Here is a 19,599-nt window from a genome sequence, read left to right as displayed (position 1 = left end):
CATGGTCACAAAAAATACTTTGTATGTGTCTAGCTTGGTTTTCGCTATCTGTTGCCATGTCAACACCACGATTATAGAGGATTACGCCCCAAGGGGCGGGGATTTCAACCCATTGCCGTTAAAAAATTACCTGTTTACAAAGTTTGGAGATAATCCGTTAACCGCGTTAAAGTGCGCTGATTTTCGGCGGGTGTCCCCACACTGATCCGCAGGCCGCCGCCCGTATGCCGAATTAACGTCCCCTGGTTTTTCAGGCTTTCGACGAGGGTTGCCAGGGCTTGCTCTTGGGGTTCTAGGGCTGACTGAAGACGACCATAGAGAAAGTTGGCATCGCTGGGCCATACCCGGAAATTTGGGAATTTATCTAGGGCTTTGTACAGTTTTTGCCGCTCCTGTTGGGCTTCGGGAATCGTCTCCAAAAGGCGATCGCCATGGTCGAGGGCTAGTCGGGCCGCTGCCTGGGAAAAACTAGGCAAATTGTAGGGAAGACGTACTTTTTCAAGGGCCTGGATAATCTCGAAACTGCCCACAGCATAGCCCACCCGCAGGGCTGCTAACCGGAATGCCTTTGAGAAGGTGCGCAGGATCACCCAGTTGGGCCGCTGCAAAACTTCCGCCACCAAGGTTTTTTGACTAAATTCAAAATAGGCTTCGTCCACCACCACGAGGATATCTGGCGGCAAAGACTGGAGCCAGGCAATTTCTGCTGCCGTGAGACATTGGCCCGTTGGGGAATTGGGATGCACCATAAACACTACCCGTACCGGTGCGCCTTGGGGCTGATCGATGGCGTTTTGGGCGGCAGCAAGATCCAAGCTAAAATCTTCCGGTTGCCGGGCGATCGCCACTGTGGAAATCCCCAAGGTTTGCGCCAAAATCCGGTACATCGAGAAGGTGGGTTCTGCGACAAGGATCGACCCTTCCCCACCCAGGCAAGTGGCAATTAACAACGAGCGAATCAACTCATCGGAGCCATTCCCCACGGAGATGTGGGCCGCTTGAATGTCTCCACTCAACTTTCCAGAACGATTTACATAATCGGCAATGCGTTCCTTGAGTGCCCCATGGCCCCCGTCGGGATAGCGGTTGGTGGCAATTTGAGTTTGATAATGGTCGGCCAGAGTTTGTTTGAGATCCGCCGGGAGATCATAGGGGCTTTCATTGGTGTCGAGGATATCTACCGGCGTATTTACCGGGCCACTGGGGTGGGACACATAGGCTTTGAGTTGGGCCAAGTCAGAACGCAAAAAGGACATAGGTGCTGTGCAAAAAAGAAAATGAAAATCAATTCCCCAAGGGCATTGAAACGGACGCAACTGAAATGTAATCAATCTGTGAAATCGATCATAAGTTTAAGGTTGCGTTATGTAAAAATAACGTTGGTGCGGTGGGGAGTCGCCTTAGCCTAAAAATTGGGAATTTTCCTGCACCGTTATTTCACGTTTTCCACTTCCTATCTAAACGCAAATCACCATGAAATTGGCAGCCAGAGTCGGTCAAATCAAGCCTTCGATTACCCTCACAATCTCCGCAAAAGCAAAGGCCATGAAGGCGGATGGGATTGACGTTTGCAGCTTTAGTGCGGGAGAACCGGATTTCGACACCCCCGATCATATTAAAACCGCCGTCAAAGCTGCCCTCGATGCAGGGAAAACCAAATATGGCCCTGCCCCTGGAGAACCAGCCCTCCGCCAGGCGATCGCCAAAAAATTACAAACAGAAAATAATCTCCCTTACAACCCCGAAAACGTGATCGTCACCAATGGCGGCAAGCACGCCCTCTATGGTTTGATGATGGCCCTCATTGAACCGGGGGATGAGGTGATTATCCCGACTCCTTACTGGTTGAGCTACCCAGAAATGGTGATTTTAGCGGGCGGCACCCCGATTTTTGTGGAAACCACAGCAGCAACGGGCTACAAGATCACCCCGGATCAACTGCGCGACGCGATCACCGACAAAACGAAATTATTTGTTTTCAATTCCCCTTCTAATCCCACTGGGGCCGTCTACAGTCCGGCAGAGGTGGCGGCGATCGCCCAGGTTTTAGTCGAAAAACAAGTGTTGGTGGTAGCTGACGAAATTTACGAAAAAATCCTCTATGGCAACGCTGTCCACCGCAGTATCGGTTCCGTGAGTGACGAAATTTTTCCCCTGACGATCACCTGTAACGGCTTCGCTAAAGCGTTTTCGATGACGGGTTGGCGCTTGGGCTACATTGCCGCGCCGGTGGAACTAATCAAGGGCATGACCACGATCCAGAGTCACAGCACCTCCAACGTTTGTACCTTTGCCCAGTACGGGGCGATCGCCGCCCTAGAGGGGGGGCTGGGTTGTGTCCAGGAAATGTTAACTGCCTTTAGTAAGCGCCGAGAAGTAATGCTGGGAGCAATTCAAGAGCTGCCGGGTTTGAGTTGTCCATCCCCCGACGGCGCCTTTTATCTCTTTGTGGATATCAGCGCCTACGGTCTCGACTCCCTTAGCTTTTGTAAACAACTCCTCGCCGAGCAGCAAGTGGCAGCGATCCCTGGAGTAGCCTTTGGCAATGACCGCTGCATTCGTCTGTCCTACGCCACGGATCTCAGCACCATTGAAAAAGGAATGTTCCGTCTCGGTAAATTTCTCCAGTCCCTCTCCAAATAAGCGGAATTTTGCCGAAGCTCAGTCCTGACTGTTATAAATCAGGGGTAAATTTCTAAGGGACTTTATGGCCGAGCTTGACGATCACACCCTCCCCAATCCTGACCCAGCATCGACGGAGGCTCCTTCTGCTGCCGTTGCAAGCACGACCGAGGAGATTGTTACGGCACCTGATGATCTCAACCCAAAAGAGTCAGAAGCGATGGCCGCAGCCCCGGAGTTACAATTTGGCCTCGAAGCTGATCACCTCACCCTGGTCTTACCCACTACTCAGACCCATGAAATTGAGGCTTGGGAGGTAATTTGGGCCAAGTTTCAGGAGCAGTTGAAAGCCGCCTCTAATTTTCCGGTCGCCCACGTTCACTTAATCGCGCAAAATCAACTGGTGGGAGGCCGTCAACTCCAGGAACTAGCTGACCTCCTCAAACCCCACGACCTGAAGCTCAAACGCATTTATACCAATCGACGCCAAACGGCGATCGCCGCCGCCACAGCAGGCTATAGCGTCGATCAAGATCCTCCGAATCAACTGTTGGCGGATGTGCCCCTCAAGTTAAAGCCCCTCCTGGCTCCCGACAAGGAACCAGATGTGTTGTACATCGACCAAACCATCCGCTCTGGGGTCGAAATCGTCCATCCTGGCTCGGTGATTGTCACAGGGGATGTCAATCCCGGCGGGAGTATCGTCGCCGATAAAGACATTGTGGTGTGGGGCTGTCTTCGGGGGGTGGCCCATGCTGGCGCGAAAGGCGATCGCACGGGTCGGATTATGGCGCTCCAAATGGATCCCACTCAACTCCGCATTGCCGATGTGGTGGCCCGTGCTGCCCCCCAGGCCATTGAGCAACGGAAGCCAGAGGTAGCCTATCTGACCCAAGCAGGAATTCGTCTGGCCCCGGCCCTAAAATTTTCTAAAAACTACCAGTACCAAGCCGATCAACAACATTGGCAGGAAACATCCGATCCCCTCTTACCTGTAATATCGTAGCTAAGCCGCCGCAACCAGTGGCTATGTCGTAAGCTTATTGAATTATTTACCCACCCAGAAGTCTATGAGTCGCGTTATCGTTGTGACCTCCGGAAAAGGAGGCGTCGGCAAAAGTACCTGTACCGCCAACCTCGGTTCGGCCTTGGTCAAGCTCGGCAAAAAAGTGGCCCTGGTCGATGCGGACTTTGGTCTGCGAAACCTGGATTTACTTTTGGGTTTAGAAAATCGCGTTGTCTATACGGCCATTGAGGCGATCGCCGGGGAATGTCGCCTCGAACAAGCCCTGGTGAAAGACAAACGGCAAAATGGCCTTGTCCTCCTGCCAGCAGCTCAAAACCGGAACAAAGAATCTGTCACCCCCACCCAGATGAAACAGCTCATTATGCGGCTGAACAAGGCTTTTGATTATATTCTGGTGGACAGTCCAGCGGGCATTGAGATGGGTTTCCGTAATGCGATCGCCGCCGCGAGGGAAGCCTTGATCGTCACAACCCCCGAAGTGGCTGCGGTGCGTGATGCAGACCGGGTTGTGGGTCTTTTAGAAGCCTATGGTATTAAACGGACGCGCCTCATTGTGAATCGTCTCAAACCAGAAATGGTCAAACAAAATGAAATGATGAGCGTCGAGGATGTCCTCGAAATTCTCGCGATTCCACTCCTGGGGATTATTCCCGACGATAAACAAGTGATTGTTTCTAGTAATCGGGGCGAACCTTTGGTGCTAGGAGACAAACAAAACGATCTCCCTGCCACCGCGTTTATGAACATTGCCCGCCGCCTGGAAGGGGAAAAAGTACCCCTGTTAAACCTAATGGCCCACCAAGAGGGATTTCTCGCCAGAATTCGTCGGATCTTTGCCAGTTAACTGCTGTCTCTGATGCGGAATATCGCCCTCATTCCCCTCTATGCTGAAATTTATTGATGTTTCCCTTTGTAATGAGTCATGATCCAGGAATTACTTGAAAAGCTGCTCCATTGGCAGTCCCCCAAGAGCGGTGACGAAGCAAAACGACGCCTCAAGCTGGTCATTGCCCACGACCGGGTAGGCCTCAGCCCGGAAAAAGTCGAGGAAATGCGCCAGGAAATTTTGGCCGTCGTGGCGAAATACGTCGAGGTGGATCCAGAGGAAATGGAATTCGACCTTTCGAGTAGTGAACGGATGACGGCTTTGGTGGCGAATCTACCCATTCGTCGGGTGCGGGATATTCGTTCCCTAGAATAGTTTTTTACGCGAAGATCCGATGATTCTGGCACAATAGGGCAAGCAGTTAGCATCAGTAGGAGTTGTTGGTCATGTTGGCACAAATTTTGGCGATCGCCGTTGCCCTGGGGAGCGGGTTGCTATTTCTGACTGCCTTTATTTTCCCGAAACTCCACCGCCAAGATGACTTTTTTTGGAGCACTGTTGGTCTTTTCTATGCCCTCGTCCTTTGGGTTTGTGCCGGACAAATGGCCGGAGCTATCCTATTGGGTCAATTGGCCAGTGTAATTCTCCTCAGTTGGTTTGCCTGGGAAACCCTCCGACTACGCCAGGCGATCGCCGATCCCAGCAAAATCCCCAACCTCGACAAAGTTTCTCTGGTCGGCTACGTCAAAGACCGTTTTAAAAAGCCTAAAGCTGCATCTGTTCCCGCCACTAAAAAGACCCAAAAAGCTTCTCCTGATTCCTCTAAAACCACTGCCCCTGAAACGGAAACTCCAGAAACTCCTGTCCCTTCTGAGTCTACCGAAACAGCCCCAGTTGCATCTCCAGCAGCCGAAGAGCCCACCCCAGAACCAACAACGCCCTCTGCACCAAAAGATTCAGACGAAACTGACTCTACAGATCCAGTTCCCGCGCCAAAAACTACCGAGGTTCCTGCCGAGACATCTGTAGAAGCATCGGCTACTGCAGCCACAGAAACAGCAAGCGACGCCATCACCGCCCCACCAATCACGGCACAACCCTCTAAAAAAGGATTTTCCTTTGGTCGGCTATTTGGGCGGAAACCTGCAGCCACCCCAGCCCCAAGGGGATCGACCACGCCAGAAGGGGACGCAGATATTGAGCAAATCTTTGCCGAAGCAGACGCACCAACGGCGGATACTGCTCCCCCAGAGGAGCCCCAAGCGGAATCAACTGAAGCGGCAACCCAGGCGGAAACAGAAGTTTCTCCTGAGTTAGAGGAAACGTCCAAAACCGAAGAGACTCCTAAAGATTAGGGATCGCCCCAAGAATTCGCTATGATCTTTGACTGAAGCGTATCAGTTGATCTCCCGTGCCCTATGGATACCAAAGCCTTTAAACGTTCCCTAAATCACTCTGAAAATTACTATCGCCAAGGATTTGGCCATAAAGATGAAGTGGCTGGCATGATGACCAGCGAATATCAAAGTAGCCTGATCCAAGAGATCCGTGACAACAACTATGAGTTAACCCGTGGTGATGTCACCATTTACCTGGCGGAGGCGTTTGGCTTTTGTTGGGGGGTAGAACGGGCCGTGGCCATGGCCTACGAAACCCGGAAACATTTCCCCACGGAAAAAATCTGGGTGACGAACGAAATTATCCACAACCCCTCGGTGAATAATCGTCTCAAGGAAATGAATGTCCATTTTATTGAGGTAGTTGATGGCGCTAAGGACTTTAGTGGTGTGGCGAACGGCGATGTGGTGATCCTGCCGGCCTTTGGGGCGACGGTGCAAGAAATGCAACTGCTCAATGATCGCGGTTGTACGATTGTGGACACTACCTGCCCTTGGGTTTCTAAGGTGTGGAATTCCGTTGAGAAGCACAAAAAGAAAAATTACACCTCAATTATTCACGGTAAGTATAAACACGAAGAAACGGTGGCCACCAGTTCTTTTGCGGGGACTTATTTAATTCTCTTGAACTTAGAAGAAGCGGAATATGTGCGAAATTACATTCTCCATGGGGGCGATCGCCAAGCATTCCTCGACAAATTTAAAAATGCCTATTCTGAAGGGTTCGACCCCGACAAAGACCTAGACCGCGTCGGTGTAGCCAATCAAACGACCATGCTCAAGAGCGAAACGGAACAGATGGGCAAACTGTTTGAACAAACGATGCTCGAAAAGTTTGGCCCGACAGAAATTAATGATCACTTCATGAGCTTCAATACCATCTGTGATGCCACCCAGGAGCGCCAAGATGCGATGTTTGACCTCGTGGAAAAAGATTTGGATCTGATGGTTGTCATTGGTGGCTTTAACTCTTCCAACACCACCCACCTTCAGGAAATCGCCGTCGAGCGCAATATCCCTTCCTACCACATCGACAGCGGCGATCGCCTATTGGGGAATAACACCATTGCCCACAAACCCCTCGATGGTGAAATCACGACCCAAACCCATTGGCTCCCGGCTGGAAAACTCAAAATTGGTGTCACCTCCGGTGCCTCTACCCCCGATAAGGTGGTTGAAGAGGTGATTGCCAAAATCTTTGCCGAAAAAGCCCAACCGGCGGCCTTAGTTTAATTTTTTTAAGCACCGCTAAACATCAACCAAAATAAGAAACATTAACCCCGTCTTGATGGTGGCGATCGCCTGGGGATGGGGCATTTTTTATTGGGGAAATTCTTGGCTCGGTTGCCCTAGATATTTGCGCAAATAGGGCGAAAATACCTCATAAATTAAGGTTAAGGGTTTGCCATCGTGCCAAAACAGGTAATGTCGGCCCCAGAAAGGCCCTTTTTCCTGAAATGCCGCCTCTAAGATTGGCGATCGCCCCAGATAAATCCCTTGAATATCTCGGTAGAGTTCCGTGTGGAGCCGCGACAAACTCTCCCAAATGGGCAAACTGCGATTTTGCAAATAGTCATCCACATGGTTCGCATCCCACCAGGAAGTTGCATAGGCCAAACGTTGTCCTCCAGCCGTTCGCAACCACACCTGGCGGCGTAAATGGGGCGTGGGGATCGCAGAAATCAAACTCGGTGCCCCATCATTATCCGTACCAATGGGGGACATATCGATCACATCGACCTCAATTTTCTCCCGTGTCAGTAGACCCAGGTGGCGCGTCGGTGAACCATCCCCCAGGAGCAAAATTTGCCAGGGGGGGGCAAGTTGGTTATGGGGTAGTCCCCTTTGTACCTCGGCTATCCCCCCTTGCCAGATGGGTTCCAAACAGTTCCACTGACGCTCTTTAGACGTTGCCAAAAACGGAGAATTGAGTGCTAGAGTCAAGATTCTTCACAAAACTTCAACTAAACTGATCATAAACAATTCTTGCCAACCCTGCTGCTGGACTGCTAGACGTCGCCAGGGGAAATTGACATCCTTTAGTGCTTATGTTTTGATTGTATATTGGCTCTGTTATAGTTATTTCTATAGAAATTTTTCACAGTTAAAACAAATGGTAAAGCTCCGTCTAAAGCGTTTTGGTAAAAAAAGAGAAGTTAGCTATCGTCTTGTGGCTGCCCAAAGCACCAGCCGCCGTGATGGTCGTCCCCTAGAAGAACTCGGATTTTATAATCCCCGCACTGATGAAACTCGCCTGAATGTGCCGGCGATCGTCAAGCGTCTCAAAGAAGGTGCTCAACCGACCGGAACAGTGCGTGACCTCCTCGAAAAAGCTAAAGTATTCGACCAAGTTTAATGTCTAATTTAGACGATCTGTCTAGTGCATCCAATTCGGCAACGGCAAACTACGAAAAATTAACCAAATTTCTCCTAGAGCCATTGCTTGATGATCCCCAATCCTTGGCGATGGATTGCGAACAGCTATCTGGTAGCAACCGGGTTTTAATTCGTGTTGCTTTTGAGCAAGAGGATAAGGGAAAGGTTTTTGGCCGTGGCGGGCGAAATCTACGGGCCATTGCAACCGTACTTAATGGGTCTGCCGCCGATCCTCAGCGGAAAGTTTCTTTGGATGTGTACGGTAGCCATGATGGCGACAGCAGCCAGAGGGAGCGTTCCTCTGGTGCTTCCCGGGGGAGAAGGGGTGACAGTCGGCGTGGTCGCACGTCATCTGGACGGCCTCGCACGCCAAAACCTAGCCCCCAGTTGCGTAACTCTGATGAGGGTTAGGCTACGTCTGCGCAGCGATAAAATTGAAATTGCGTCCCTAGTGGATGCCCCCTGAGACTCCAGTCACCTTTTGGTTTGGAGTCTTTGTTATTGATGGCGTTCTTCCCAAGGTGCAGACTTAGTTGTCTTCGAGGCGATACCCAAGTTCGGCGAGGCGGGTGCGGGATTGGCGCCATTTGGGCTGAACTTTAACGAAAAGTTCCAGATAGACTTTCCCAGCAATAAGTTTTTGGATCTGTTGGCGGGCAGCAGTACCAATGGTTTTGAGCATGGCCCCTTTTTTGCCGATAATGATTCCTTTTTGGGAATTGCGTTCAACGTTGATAGCGGCCCGCACTTCGGTCAAGGCTTCGGTTTCATTGACCTGTTCGATGGCGATCGCCACGGAATGAGGTATTTCTTGGCGGGTGTGGAGCAGAATTTGTTCGCGGATTAGTTCTGCCATGATGAAGCGTTCGGGCTGGTCGGTGACGAGGTCGGGAGGATAGTAGTAAGGGCCGGGATCAAGGGTATTAATGAGTTTGTCTTGGAGTTCGGGGAGGCGATCGCCAGCGAGGGCCGAAAATTCTTGGAGTTGCCAATGGTTTTGGGTGGCGAGGGCTTGGTAGGAGGCGAGAATCTCCGGGCGGTTGTCTGGACGTTGGTCGATTTTGTTGACCCCAAGGATTACTTTGGCTTCGGTCTTCACCAAAAAATCCGCGATAAATTGATCGCCTTTACCCAGGGGGACGGCACCATCAACGATAAACACCACTAAATCCACAGCGCCGACGGTACTGCGGGCGTTTTTGACCAAAATTTTTCCTAGCTCATGGTGGGGTTTGTGGATCCCAGGGGTATCAACAAAAATAATCTGCGCTTGGTCGGTAGAAAGGATGCCCCGGAGGCGATTGCGGGTGGTTTGGGCCACGGGGGAAGTGATCGCCACTTTTTGACCGATCAGTTGATTCATTAGGGTGGATTTGCCCACATTGGGGCGACCGATCAGGGCGACAAAACCAGAACGAAAATTAGCGGGGGCGACGGGAATAGTCGGGTTGAGATCAAAGTCTTGAGTCATGAATTTGTGCGATGTGGCGTGCTTTTATCTTACTGGGTGGAGGCGTTGCCAGAGACGGGGGATACCTTCTGTAACGATGAGGGCGATCGCCAAATATCGACCATAATTAACCAGGCCACTTGGGGGCAGCCGCAGGCTTGCCCCTTTTAGCAGTAGGTAACTGAGGATTAGGATCACCAATCCGCCAAATCCGAGCATAAATTTTTCGCGGTAGCCCTGGGGAGGTGTAAAGGTGATGCTGGGGAGCACAAAAAAGCCGCAGAAAATCCCCAGCAAATCCGCCAAGCCCGGTAAGGCGATCGCCACCAATCCCCCTAGACCCCAAAAGCCAATTTTTTGCCACCAATGGTAATCCGGTAAGGTAATCATCCCATTGAGCCACAGGCCAATGCTGATCCAAAAAATTCCCAAAAGCATCCCAGCAGCCACATCTACCGGGAAATGCACCCCTAAATACAGCCGCGAGAGACAAACCAAAACAATGATCCCAATCGCCACACCCCATAGCCAGACTTTTTGATGCAGCCAGGCGATCGCCCCCCAAAATGTTGTAATTCCTTGGGCATGGCCGCTGGGAAAACTAAAACTACCCTCCGTATGAAACGCCTCTGGGGTGATCACCGCCGGATTCACCACATAGGGGCGGGGCAAAGCAAAAGCATTTTTCAGAACAATATTGCTGATCACACTCAGGGTCAAAATGAGGGTTAGTAGCCGACCCCGACGGGGATCCAAGAGCCAGTAATACAAACTCAACAACAGAATGTAAATTGCCTCTCCTCCCAGATGCGTTACCACCAGAAAAAAGCCTAAAAACCTGTCCCCAAAAACCTTCTGTAAAAACTCGATGAACAACATTGCGTTAAAGTAAAAACACGGAAAAACTTTGAATTGCCAACGCTTCGCCCCATGACCTCCATCCTAGTGCCCAGCCCACGCCTCAACCAACCAACGATTAAGACCCTTGCCAATGGGTTGACAATCATTGCCGAGCAGGTGCCGGTTGACGCCGTGAGTCTTAATGTGTGGCTCAATGTGGGGTCTGCCGTGGAAGCCAACAGTATTAATGGCATGGCCCATTTCCTGGAGCACATGGTCTTTAAGGGGACTCCCCAAATTGGGAATGGCGAATTTGAACAGCGCATCGAAGCCAAGGGAGCCGTCACCAACGCCGCCACGAGCCAAGAATATACTCACTATTACATTACCTGTGCCCCCCAGGATTTTGCGGAACTTGCGCCCCTCCAACTAGATGTGGTGCTAAATCCCAGCATTCCCGATGCCGCTTTTGAACGGGAACGCCATGTGGTGCTCGAAGAAATTCGTCGTTCTGAAGATAATCCCCGGCGCCGCACCTATTTTCGCGCCATTGAAACGGGATTTGAACGATTGCCCTACCGTCGTCCAGTCCTCGGCCCTAGTGAGGTAATCGAAAATCTCCAAGCTCAACAAATGCGAGATTTTCACGGGTTTTGGTACCAGCCCCAGCGCATGACTGCCGCTGTTGCCGGGAATTTAGAGGGCGATCGCCTCATTGATCTCGTTGCCGAAGCCTTTGATCGACTCCACCAACCGCAAACAACCCCGTCGGTGCCGATTTTTGATAACCATGCCCCTGAAGCGCCCTTTGAGACAATTGTGCGTCGCCACTACGAAGATGATGGCCTCCAGCAGGCGCGCTTGGTGATGATGTGGCGTGTGCCGGGCTTAACCGATCTAGAGGAAACCTATGCCCTCGACATTTTGGCGACGGTGTTAGGACAAGGCAAAGTTTCGCGCCTCGTACAGGATCTCCGGGAACAAAGAGGTCTTGTTACCCAAATTAGTGTTAGCAATTTCACCCAAAAACAACAGGGGATTTTTTACATTTCCGCCCAATTGCCAGCGGAAAATATTCCTGCCGTAGAAGCAGCGATTATCGAGCAAATCCAAACCATTCGGGACGCATCAATTTTGCCCAACGAATTAGAGCGGGTTAAAACCCAAGTGGCCAATCGCTTTATTTTTGGCAATGAACGTCCTAGCGATCGCACAAATTTATATGGTTACTATTATTCCCTTTTACGGGATCTGGAACCCGCTTTAACGTATCCTGAACTGCTGCAAAATATTACCTTGGAAACCATTCAAAAATCTGTCCAAAACTATCTCAATCCAGAAGCTTATGGCATTGTTACTCTGACTCCGGCAACATCGGATTGATTTAGGATCTTCTTGGTTTAAAAGGATTACGAGCAAACCGATCAACGGCGATCGCCTAGTTGGATGTAGCAGTAGGCACAAAACAGGGCATGGATGATGAGCGATCTCAACTGTTTCGGATATAGCGACTGGTTTAAGAGTCGAGTAGATGAGGTGATGATTGCCGCACACGATATTGCTCGGGTCGTTGCTGTGCACAAAGATAGCTACACCATAACCAAGGGAGGAGCAGAAATATTCGCCGAATTGTCAGGAAATCTGCTGTATCGTGTCGAATCATCTCAGGATCTACCCACTACGGGCGACTGGGTATATGCTGATTTTTTTGATAATGATACCCATGCCATCATCTATGGTATTTTCCCCAGAAAAACGCTGCTACAAAGAAAAACAGCGGGAAAAACGGTTGATTTTCAATTAATTGCTGCCAATATTGATGTTGCCTTCATTATTCAATCTTTGAATGAAAATTTTAATCTGCGCAGGCTAGAACGCTATCTCGTAATGATTAATGAAAGCGGCATTGAACCAATTATTCTCCTGAGTAAATGTGACCTTATCCCCAAGGATAAAATATTAGAAATTAAGCAAAAAGTTCTGGCGATCGCCCCCCATAATCTAGTCCTAGAGTTTAGCAACTTAAACCAAGAAAATATTGACCAAGTAATCAGTTTACTCAAGAGTGAATGGTCTTACTGTCTACTCGGTTCTTCTGGTGTTGGTAAAACAACTTTATTAAACCGCATCATCGGTTCTGAAAAATATGAAACGCAATCCGTCAGTAAAATCCAGAGTAAAGGTCGTCACACAACCACCAGTCGTCAACTCGTTCGCCTCAAAAATGGGGCAATGATCATAGACACTCCGGGTATGAGAGAGCTTGGGAGTATATCTATAGATGAAGGATTAGATGAAACCTTTTCGGAAATTATAGAACTTTCAAAAAACTGTAAATTTTCCAATTGTTCCCATACAAATGAAAAAGGTTGTGCCGTTCTCGCTGCCATAGAAGTTGATGATCTCTCCGAAAAACGTTATCAAAATTATCTGAAAATGAAAAAGGAATCGACATTTAATGAAATGTCCTACCTTGAAAAAAGAAAAAAAGATAGGCAGTTTGGAAAGATGGTTAAGTCGATCATGAAAAACAAACAAAGATAAGTTCATTTTAATGTGATTCAAAAAATAATATTTTGAACTGTGGAAGATGGCAGATAATGGCGATCGCCTGAGGTGAGTATTGACCTCTAGTTCATCTGGGTTATAGTGAAGAAAGATAGGTATTTATCAGGATGAATCAGTGGACGATTATCAACTATTAATAGACCTCCATAAAAATGCTGAACGTCAAGGGCCTGGAGGAGAGCTAGAAACTCAACTGGCTCTTAATCTGTCGAGGATAGACAAAACTGCCCCCTTAAAAATTGCTGACATTGGTTGTGGAACAGGGGCTTCGACGTTGGTACTTGCAGAACAATTAAACGCGCAGATTACCGCAGTCGATTTCCTCCAAGATTTTCTGGATGTTCTGGCAGATCGAGCCAAAAAACAGGGACTAGCAGAAAATATTTCTCCTCTGTGTTGTTCCATGGAGAATTTACCTTTTAACGATGCGGAATTTGACATCATTTGGTCTGAAGGGGCGATCTATAATATTGGCTTTGAAAAAGGGATCAAAGACTGGTACCGTTACCTAAAACCAGGTGGACTATTAGTCGTTTCAGAAATCACTTGGTTAACCAATTCTCGTCCGGCAGAAATCCAAGAACATTGGGAAGTTGAATATCCGGAAATTGACGTGGCCTCTGCGAAAATTGCCCTACTCGAACAGAACGGCTATTCCCCCATTGGTTATTTTATTTTGCCAGAACATTGTTGGTTGGAAAATTATTATCAACCGATGCAAGCTCGTTTTCAAGACTTTTTAAACCGAAATAATAATTGTGAGGAAGCCCAAGGTATCGTCGAGATGGAAACGCATGAAATTAGACTATATGAGCAATACAAAGCCAATTACAGTTATGGAGTATATATTGCAAAAAAGTTGAATTCATAAATAGCGAAGCCATCTTTTACTTCAAGCGAATGAGCGATGATTGTTAGAGCTTTTCTGGTTGGAATTCTAATTGCCTTCGGAGAAATCATGAATGGCAATTTACGTGTGAGATATCTCCAGAAAAAATTTGGTCGCCGCAAAGGGAAAAATATTAGCCTCGGCTCAGGAATTATTCTTTTTACTTTAATTGCCTGGTTTTGCTTGCCTTGGATAAAGCCTCAAAATCTGCTTGAATGTGCCGGGATTGGCTTGATTTGGGTCATGGTGATGCTGTCTTTAGATTTGTATTTTGGCAGGTATATATTTCGCTTACCATGGCAGAAAATTATGGATGATTTCAATCCACTCAAAGGTAATTTTTTAGGCATTGGTATGCTTGTTTTATTTTTTTGCCCCAGCGTAATATTTTTACTCACGTAATTTTCTTCAGAGGGCGATCGCCTTTTAGTGAGGGAGACCCCATTTAAAAATAGCCGATCCCCAAGATAAACCAGCACCAAACCCAGAAGTGGCGACCGTTTGACCCGGTTTGATTTTGCCAGTCCGCACCGCTTCATCGAGGGCAATGGGAATCGAAGCAGCGGAGGTGTTTCCATATTCCTGGAGATTGGCAATTACCTTTTCTGAGGGCAGCTTTAACCGTTTTGCCACGGCATCGATGATCCGTTGATTTGCCTGATGAAGAATGAGCCAATCAATGTCGTCTGTGGTCAGATCTGCCCGGAATAAGGTTTTTTCGATCACTTCCGGCACCTTTGCCACCGCAAAGCGATAAACTTCACGCCCATTCATGGTGATTGCTTGATAACCACCCTTTTGAATCGACACATCATGGATTAAATACTTCGGATGACCTTCGTAGGCAAGATTCAGACATTCATTTTGGCTACCATCGCTGTACATCTCAAAGCCGAGCAACTGATCTTGGGGACTGCTTTGACAGACTACGGCCCCTGCACCATCGCCAAACAACACGCAGGTAGTGCGATCGCCCCAGTCCACCCACCGGGACAACACATCTGCACCAATCACAACAACCTTTTGAAATGTGCCCGTCCGAATATACTGTGCGGCCGTCACTAAACCGAACACAAACCCAGAACAGGCAGCCGTTAGATCAAAGGCGGTGGAATTCTTCGCGCCGATCAACTGCTGTACTTTCCCGGCACTACCAAACAAATCATCCGGTGTGGAGGTCGCCAAGATAATCAAATCAATTTCTTCTGGATGCAAATGGGCAGCGGCGATCGCCTTTTTTGCTGCTGCTGCCGCCAGTTCACTCAAACTACTATCTTCCGGGAGTAAATGACGATTTGCGATGCCCGTTCTCGTGCGAATCCATTCATCGGAAGTCTCTACTAACTGGCTGAGATCCTCGTTATGGATAACCGCTTTTGGTGTGGCAGAGCCACTTCCTGTAATGGCAATGCCTGCCCCATCAAATTTCAATGCTCGACTCCCTTTCTTCCTCGGAGATGATTCATCTGATAGTAATTCATTCACTCACTTTTTTCTATCATGGCACTAGACGCCACTTCAGAGAGCGGCGTGGCTGTGGAGTTTGTTTGCTCAAGCAAGGCTTGATGTTCCTCCGTATAATTTTGAATCCGTTGGATTACCTGATTGTCAATTGCCTCTTTTGCCAAACGAATCGCATTAAAAATAGAAGGAGCCTTTGAACTACCGTGACTAATGATACACACCCCAGCCACCCCAAATAGCAGCGCCCCACCATGTTCTGCATGATCGATGCGTTGCTTAATCCGTTTGAGGTTTGGGGTTAATACCGCTGCCCCAAGCTTGCCCCGCAGACCACGGGGTAACTCTTCTTTTAGGATTTGTAGGAGTACCGAGCCGACTGATTCCGCAAATTTTAAGAGGATATTCCCCGTAAAACCATCACAGACCACCACATCAAATTCACCGGAGAGCACATCTCGTCCTTCGGCGTTCCCTTTGAAAGGAATTGCGGGGTTACCACTCAATAATTCGTGGGTTTTGAGGGCCAGTTCATTGCCCTTGGACGCCTCTTCGCCAATATTCAATAAACCAACCTGTGGCTCTTTATTCCCCAATACATATTTGCTGTAAATGGTGCCCATCAGGGCAAACTGCTCCAGATATTTTGGGCGACTATCAACGTTTGCCCCCACGTCTAGCACAATCACCGACCGTTCGGGATCAAGGGTCGGAAATACGGCGCCAATTGCAGGCCGATCAATGCCTTTAATGCGACCTAGTTTCAAGAGAGCAGCCGCCATTGCCGCCCCAGAATGCCCCGCTGAAACGACGGCATCGGCTTGCTTTTTGCGGACAAGCTGCATCGATACATTGATTGAGGCTTTGGGCTTGCGTCGAATGGCCACGAGGGGTTCTTCGCACATTTCCACTACCCCTTCGGCCTCTACCACATGGAGAAACTGGGTGGCTGGGGACGAATGTTCGTCCAAATATTTTTGAATGCGGACAGGGTCACCGACTAGAAAAACTTCTACGTTGAGTTCTTCTACGGCTCGGATCGCCCCAGCAACGATTTCGTCTGGAGCATAATCTCCCCCCATAGCGTCTACGGCTATTTTTGCGCGTGTCGATGACATTTTTATCAGGAATAGAAGCCTTCAACATATTACCAGAAGCCTGTTGGGTCACTGAAGTCACGGCTGAGAAGATTTTGATGTTGATATCATTGACCCAAATTTTGATTGTGATTTTGCATTGACTGGGATCAATGGGGGTTTACGGTATGTTGAATGGGTTAACTTTGGGAGTTTTAGGTTTTTTGAGCTTCTTTCAGCAAGGGGAAGGAACAGATTTGGCGATCGCCCCCTACTCAAACTTGCAATGGCAAGAAGCGGGCCTCTTTGAGATTCGCTACCAACGGGATACCAATACCCAAACCATCCTGGATCGATACTTAGCTCAATTAGAGTCTGGGGGCAAAGATCCGGCGTTACAGGGCATTTGGCTAGAATCAGCTTGGTCAACCCTGGGGAGTCACCAGGGAAATCAACCGTTGTCGGCGGCCTCGCTAACGAAAATTGCGACGACCCTAGCGGCCTTGGAGCAGTGGCCGTTAACCCATCGCTTTACCACTCATGTCTATACAACAGGGACGGTGGTCGATGGTCTAGTCCAGGGAGATTTGGTTATTGAGGCGGGTGGCGATCCTTTATTTGTTTGGGAAGAGGCGATCGCCCTGGGAAATGCCCTAAATCAAGCTGGGATTCGTCAAATTGAGGGGGATTTAATCGTTGTCGGTGATTTTATGATGAACTATCTTGCCGATCCTGAAGTTTCAGGAGACAGTTTACGCCTCGCCCTCGATCAACGTGCCTGGAACGACACCATTGAAACCCAATATCAACAAATATCGGAGCGTCCGTCTCGTCCCCAGGTGGCGATCGCCGGGAAAATCCTTACTCGCCAAGCCTTACCCGATGGTGCAACCCTCGTCCTCAGCCATCAATCCTTGACCCTGGCCGACATCCTCAAACAAATGAACCTCTACAGCAACAATGCCGTAGCCGAGGCGATCGCCCAGAACCTTAATGGTGGCCCAGCCATGGGAACAGACATTGCCCAAAGCCTGAATATTCCCAGCTCAGAAATCCAGCTCATTAACGGGTCTGGCCTCGGTGTCGAAAATAAAATCTCCCCCCGCGCTGCCGTAGCAATGCTCCAAGCCATCGATAGCAAACTCCAAGGACAACCCTTCACCATATTCGATCTCCTACCCATTGCAGGCCAAGATCGCGGCGGCACCGTCAATAACCGCACCATTCCCCCAGGCATCGCCTTTAAAACGGGCACCCTCAATCAAGTCAGTGCCCTCGCTGGCGTGATGCCAACCCAAACCCAAGGAAATATCTGGTTTGCCATTATCAATAACGGTACCTGGGACGTTAGCGGCTATCGACAACAGCAGGATCAACTCCTACAAACCCTAAGTGAGCAGTGGCCAGTGATTCCCCCCGTTGACTCAACTCAAAAATCTTCCCCAGACTATTTCGGCAATCCCGAACGCATTCAAGCGAAGTGACATCTTCCCTACCGCAAGCGGACGGGGCATCCCAACCTCACGATTGAGTATTCCTACCCCACGCCACTTATCTAGGTTGTCGACCCCCGACAGACCGACGCTCGACTCGAATGATGCCGAACCAAGTTCGGCATCCGCTCGCTCGACTTGATAGGCTGTTTCCCTTCCCCAGAGTCCCTGAGTACAGATTGAGCAAAACAGAACTTCTGTACAATCTCCAGACTTTGGAGGCCCCGGCAATGCCTGACTTTCACTCTCAACTGGTGGGTTGCGAATCAGGTTCATTATTATCACGCCCCAGGGGGCGAAGAACTAACCCTTAGAGCTTGAAATCCCCACAAAACCCCAATATTCTAAGCCAAACAATTCCAGGCTGTGGTAAAAACCCTTTTAACGGCAAAGGGTTGAAATCCCCGCCCCTTGGGGCGTAATGCTCTATAATCATATCGTTGACACGGCAACGGATAGCGAAAACCAAGCTAGACACATACAAAGTATTTTTGGTGACCGTGATTTTTGTCCTCGGGAACCGGGGAGTCCGCCTATCGCCAGAATATAAGACTCGCTATTCCTCGGAATAGAAAGCTGTTCTTTGGGTAGGAAGCCCCGCTGCTTGCGGCGGGGTAGTTCACAATAAGGCCAAAACATTGGCCTCCCAAGTTATTTGGGAGGTTTGCGATAGAACAAATGTCAAGTTAATTTTTCCCGAAGAACTATCCTAGGGGCTTTTCGGGTATGTCAGAATTGTGGAGAACTACCTACACCTACAGATCCCAGCAACGCCTAGGCAGCACAAAATATGATGGAATGGCATCTGACCGACGCCCAAAGTTTAGCCCTCATTGATCGCGAAATTGGCAAACACTCCTTTTCCCCTGCTGAATATGAAATTGTGCGTCAAGTCATTTATCGTACTGCTGACTTTGACTATGCCCAGCTGATTCACTTTTCAGAACATGCTCTCCAGGCTGGTGCGGCGGCCCTGGCAGCTCGCGGTACAATCATCGTCGATGAGCCAATGGTGCGCGTGGGCATTACAGAATATCTTCAAAACTCCTTTGCGAATCCCGTTTACTGTAGCGCCGATACCCTCACCCGACCTCAACGGGAAAAGACCAAAACAGCTTGGGGCATGGAAACTCTGGCGCGTCGTTATCCAGAGGCGACTTTTGTCATTGGCCAATCCCAAACTGCTTTATCCAGTTTGGTCACTTTAGTCAAAAAAGGTATTATTCGCCCGGCGCTTGTCATTTTTACGCCCGCTAACTTTCTGACGGGCACAGCGCCCCAAAAATATTTAGAAGAAGCGACAATTCCGCATATTTGTATTCAAAGCCGCAAAGGTGGAGCCACTGTTGCCGTGGCGATTCTCAATGGCTTGATTAGTTTGTCATGGAAAGCCTACGGACAGGATATAGGCGAAAGCCCTTGAGAGACAGGGGGTCTAGTCCCATTTGTTTTTTAACTCTTTACCAACTCTCTACGAAATTCTCCTTCAGGCAAGTAACAAAACGTTGCAAGATGTTTGTACTTTTGTTAAATTAGGTATCAACTGGTTGACTAGAAAACAACTATATACGTCA

The 19,599-nt window shown here is 49.1% G+C and carries 20 protein-coding genes; 14 read left to right on the top strand and 6 right to left on the bottom strand.

The features are described 5' to 3' along the window. Positions 1–134: 134 nt before the first annotated feature. A complete protein-coding gene (locus AWQ21_RS02720; RefSeq protein ID WP_065713214.1) occupies positions 135–1,256 on the bottom strand; it encodes a histidinol-phosphate transaminase in 1,122 nt (373 codons plus the stop codon). Between the two features lie 217 nt (positions 1,257–1,473). Between AWQ21_RS02720 and AWQ21_RS02715 the strand changes: the two genes are divergently transcribed. The 6 genes from AWQ21_RS02715 to AWQ21_RS02690 all read left to right on the top strand — a co-directional run bounded on the left by AWQ21_RS02715 (position 1,474) and on the right by AWQ21_RS02690 (position 7,105). Next, positions 1,474–2,643: a pyridoxal phosphate-dependent aminotransferase gene (locus AWQ21_RS02715; protein WP_065713213.1), complete on the top strand. Its 1,170-nt coding sequence runs from the start codon at positions 1,474–1,476 to the stop codon at positions 2,641–2,643. Between the two features lie 64 nt (positions 2,644–2,707). Next, positions 2,708–3,628, top strand: a complete 921-nt coding sequence (gene minC, locus AWQ21_RS02710) for a septum site-determining protein MinC (protein WP_083997954.1) — start codon at positions 2,708–2,710, stop codon at positions 3,626–3,628. A 64-nt stretch (positions 3,629–3,692) separates the two neighbouring features. Then, entirely contained in the window at positions 3,693–4,493 is an 801-nt protein-coding gene (gene minD / locus AWQ21_RS02705; RefSeq protein ID WP_065713212.1) for a septum site-determining protein MinD, read from the top strand. A gap of 78 nt (positions 4,494–4,571) precedes the next feature. After that, on the top strand, positions 4,572–4,850 hold the full coding sequence (gene minE, locus AWQ21_RS02700) for a cell division topological specificity factor MinE (RefSeq protein ID WP_065713211.1): 279 nt from the start codon (positions 4,572–4,574) through the stop codon (positions 4,848–4,850). A gap of 71 nt (positions 4,851–4,921) precedes the next feature. After that, positions 4,922–5,830, top strand: a complete 909-nt coding sequence (locus AWQ21_RS02695; protein ID WP_065713210.1) for a Ycf66 family protein — start codon at positions 4,922–4,924, stop codon at positions 5,828–5,830. Positions 5,831–5,893: 63 nt separating this feature from the next. Then, complete coding sequence (locus AWQ21_RS02690) at positions 5,894–7,105, top strand: 4-hydroxy-3-methylbut-2-enyl diphosphate reductase (RefSeq protein WP_065713209.1); 1,212 nt, start codon at positions 5,894–5,896, stop codon at positions 7,103–7,105. A gap of 87 nt (positions 7,106–7,192) precedes the next feature. Here the strand turns inward: AWQ21_RS02690 and AWQ21_RS02685 are convergent, their stop codons facing one another. Continuing rightward, positions 7,193–7,789 carry a chorismate lyase gene (locus AWQ21_RS02685; RefSeq protein WP_157094783.1) on the bottom strand — a complete coding sequence of 199 codons (597 nt, stop codon included), beginning with the start codon at positions 7,787–7,789 and terminating at the stop codon, positions 7,193–7,195. A gap of 196 nt (positions 7,790–7,985) precedes the next feature. Here AWQ21_RS02685 and rpsP point away from each other — a divergent pair, with 196 nt between their 5' ends. Together rpsP and AWQ21_RS15795 are read left to right on the top strand one after the other, a co-directional pair. Next, a complete protein-coding gene (gene rpsP / locus AWQ21_RS02680; protein ID WP_065713207.1) occupies positions 7,986–8,228 on the top strand; it encodes a 30S ribosomal protein S16 in 243 nt (80 codons plus the stop codon). After that, positions 8,228–8,659, top strand: coding sequence for a KH domain-containing protein (locus AWQ21_RS15795; RefSeq protein WP_071932262.1), 432 nt, complete (start codon positions 8,228–8,230; stop codon positions 8,657–8,659). The genes rpsP and AWQ21_RS15795 overlap by 1 nt, the downstream gene beginning before the upstream one ends. Positions 8,660–8,777: 118 nt before the next feature. On the opposite strand, the gene era is transcribed toward AWQ21_RS15795, so the two are convergent. Beyond that, positions 8,778–9,719 (bottom strand): GTPase Era, encoded by a 942-nt coding sequence (gene era, locus AWQ21_RS02670; RefSeq protein ID WP_065713205.1) that lies wholly within the window; start codon positions 9,717–9,719, stop codon positions 8,778–8,780. Between the two features lie 24 nt (positions 9,720–9,743). Next, on the bottom strand, positions 9,744–10,517 hold the full coding sequence (locus AWQ21_RS02665) for a phosphatase PAP2 family protein (protein WP_232315040.1): 774 nt from the start codon (positions 10,515–10,517) through the stop codon (positions 9,744–9,746). A gap of 111 nt (positions 10,518–10,628) precedes the next feature. On the opposite strand from AWQ21_RS02665, the gene AWQ21_RS02660 reads away from it, so the two are divergent. From AWQ21_RS02660 to AWQ21_RS02645, 4 genes are all read left to right on the top strand, one after another. Then, positions 10,629–11,921, top strand: a complete 1,293-nt coding sequence (locus tag AWQ21_RS02660; protein ID WP_065713203.1) for a pitrilysin family protein — start codon at positions 10,629–10,631, stop codon at positions 11,919–11,921. A gap of 93 nt (positions 11,922–12,014) precedes the next feature. Further along, complete coding sequence (gene rsgA / locus AWQ21_RS02655) at positions 12,015–13,082, top strand: ribosome small subunit-dependent GTPase A (RefSeq protein WP_065713202.1); 1,068 nt, start codon at positions 12,015–12,017, stop codon at positions 13,080–13,082. A gap of 139 nt (positions 13,083–13,221) precedes the next feature. Then, complete coding sequence (locus AWQ21_RS02650; RefSeq protein ID WP_065713201.1) at positions 13,222–13,977, top strand: class I SAM-dependent methyltransferase; 756 nt, start codon at positions 13,222–13,224, stop codon at positions 13,975–13,977. 36 nt (positions 13,978–14,013) lie between these two features. Then, positions 14,014–14,397 (top strand): hypothetical protein, encoded by a 384-nt coding sequence (locus AWQ21_RS02645; protein WP_065713200.1) that lies wholly within the window; start codon positions 14,014–14,016, stop codon positions 14,395–14,397. 24 nt (positions 14,398–14,421) lie between these two features. Here AWQ21_RS02645 and AWQ21_RS02640 read toward each other — a convergent pair whose 3' ends face one another. Both AWQ21_RS02640 and plsX read right to left on the bottom strand, forming a co-directional pair. After that, positions 14,422–15,426 carry a beta-ketoacyl-ACP synthase 3 gene (locus tag AWQ21_RS02640; protein WP_065713199.1) on the bottom strand — a complete coding sequence of 335 codons (1,005 nt, stop codon included), beginning with the start codon at positions 15,424–15,426 and terminating at the stop codon, positions 14,422–14,424. A gap of 50 nt (positions 15,427–15,476) precedes the next feature. Next, positions 15,477–16,574, bottom strand: coding sequence for a phosphate acyltransferase PlsX (gene plsX, locus AWQ21_RS02635; protein ID WP_065713198.1), 1,098 nt, complete (start codon positions 16,572–16,574; stop codon positions 15,477–15,479). A gap of 146 nt (positions 16,575–16,720) precedes the next feature. Between plsX and AWQ21_RS02630 the strand changes: the two genes are divergently transcribed. Beyond that, positions 16,721–18,016: a D-alanyl-D-alanine carboxypeptidase gene (locus tag AWQ21_RS02630; protein WP_065715189.1), complete on the top strand. Its 1,296-nt coding sequence runs from the start codon at positions 16,721–16,723 to the stop codon at positions 18,014–18,016. A gap of 802 nt (positions 18,017–18,818) precedes the next feature. Continuing rightward, positions 18,819–19,448: a precorrin-8X methylmutase gene (locus AWQ21_RS02625; protein ID WP_065713197.1), complete on the top strand. Its 630-nt coding sequence runs from the start codon at positions 18,819–18,821 to the stop codon at positions 19,446–19,448. The last annotated feature ends 151 nt before the right edge of the window (positions 19,449–19,599 follow it).

This window comes from Picosynechococcus sp. PCC 7003 (genome assembly GCF_001693255.1).
GTDB lineage: Bacteria > Cyanobacteriota > Cyanobacteriia > Cyanobacteriales > MRBY01 > MRBY01.
Note: the sequence above shows the minus strand (reverse complement) of the source record. Positions and strands in the feature narration are given on the sequence as shown.

Coding starts and splice junctions, on each gene's coding strand:
- AWQ21_RS02720 (WP_065713214.1), bottom strand. CDS start 1,256: ATGTCCTTTTTGCGTTCTGACTTGGCCCAACTCAAAGCCTATGTGTCC.
- AWQ21_RS02715 (WP_065713213.1), top strand. CDS start 1,474: ATGAAATTGGCAGCCAGAGTCGGTCAAATCAAGCCTTCGATTACCCTC.
- minC (WP_083997954.1), top strand. CDS start 2,708: ATGGCCGAGCTTGACGATCACACCCTCCCCAATCCTGACCCAGCATCG.
- minD (WP_065713212.1), top strand. CDS start 3,693: ATGAGTCGCGTTATCGTTGTGACCTCCGGAAAAGGAGGCGTCGGCAAA.
- minE (WP_065713211.1), top strand. CDS start 4,572: ATGATCCAGGAATTACTTGAAAAGCTGCTCCATTGGCAGTCCCCCAAG.
- AWQ21_RS02695 (WP_065713210.1), top strand. CDS start 4,922: ATGTTGGCACAAATTTTGGCGATCGCCGTTGCCCTGGGGAGCGGGTTG.
- AWQ21_RS02690 (WP_065713209.1), top strand. CDS start 5,894: ATGGATACCAAAGCCTTTAAACGTTCCCTAAATCACTCTGAAAATTAC.
- rpsP (WP_065713207.1), top strand. CDS start 7,986: ATGGTAAAGCTCCGTCTAAAGCGTTTTGGTAAAAAAAGAGAAGTTAGC.
- AWQ21_RS15795 (WP_071932262.1), top strand. CDS start 8,228: ATGTCTAATTTAGACGATCTGTCTAGTGCATCCAATTCGGCAACGGCA.
- era (WP_065713205.1), bottom strand. CDS start 9,719: ATGACTCAAGACTTTGATCTCAACCCGACTATTCCCGTCGCCCCCGCT.
- AWQ21_RS02660 (WP_065713203.1), top strand. CDS start 10,629: ATGACCTCCATCCTAGTGCCCAGCCCACGCCTCAACCAACCAACGATT.
- rsgA (WP_065713202.1), top strand. CDS start 12,015: ATGATGAGCGATCTCAACTGTTTCGGATATAGCGACTGGTTTAAGAGT.
- AWQ21_RS02645 (WP_065713200.1), top strand. CDS start 14,014: ATGATTGTTAGAGCTTTTCTGGTTGGAATTCTAATTGCCTTCGGAGAA.
- plsX (WP_065713198.1), bottom strand. CDS start 16,574: ATGTCATCGACACGCGCAAAAATAGCCGTAGACGCTATGGGGGGAGAT.
- AWQ21_RS02630 (WP_065715189.1), top strand. CDS start 16,721: ATGTTGAATGGGTTAACTTTGGGAGTTTTAGGTTTTTTGAGCTTCTTT.
- AWQ21_RS02625 (WP_065713197.1), top strand. CDS start 18,819: ATGGAATGGCATCTGACCGACGCCCAAAGTTTAGCCCTCATTGATCGC.